A 255-nucleotide genomic window follows, 5' to 3' on the forward strand; every position below is an offset into this window, starting at 1 on the left:
CACCACCAAACTCTGGCAGTACGTCAGTATATGATCCGACATCGTAAGCAATACCGTAGTTACGTCCGTAATCAATGCTACCAACATCAGCAAATCTCAGACCTGCAAATGCCAGACGGGTTTTATTTCCCGCGGAACCTTCAGATTCCGTTTTGTTACCAGAGAACTGGTATTCCCACTGACCAAATCCGGTCAGTTGATCATTAATCTGCGTTTCGCCTTTAAAGCCGAGACGAGCATAAGTCTGATCTCCGT

The 255-nt window shown here is 46.3% G+C and carries 1 protein-coding gene; it reads right to left on the reverse strand.

Translation table 11 applies throughout. From position 1 onward, the window contains the following. Window positions 1-255: porin (locus E0D98_RS26690; protein ID WP_205713049.1), on the reverse strand; the 255-nt coding region annotated here is incomplete at both ends.

The sequence above is a fragment of the Escherichia sp. KCJ4928 genome, assembly GCF_004352695.1.
Taxonomy (GTDB): Bacteria; Pseudomonadota; Gammaproteobacteria; order Enterobacterales; family Enterobacteriaceae; genus ECMA0423.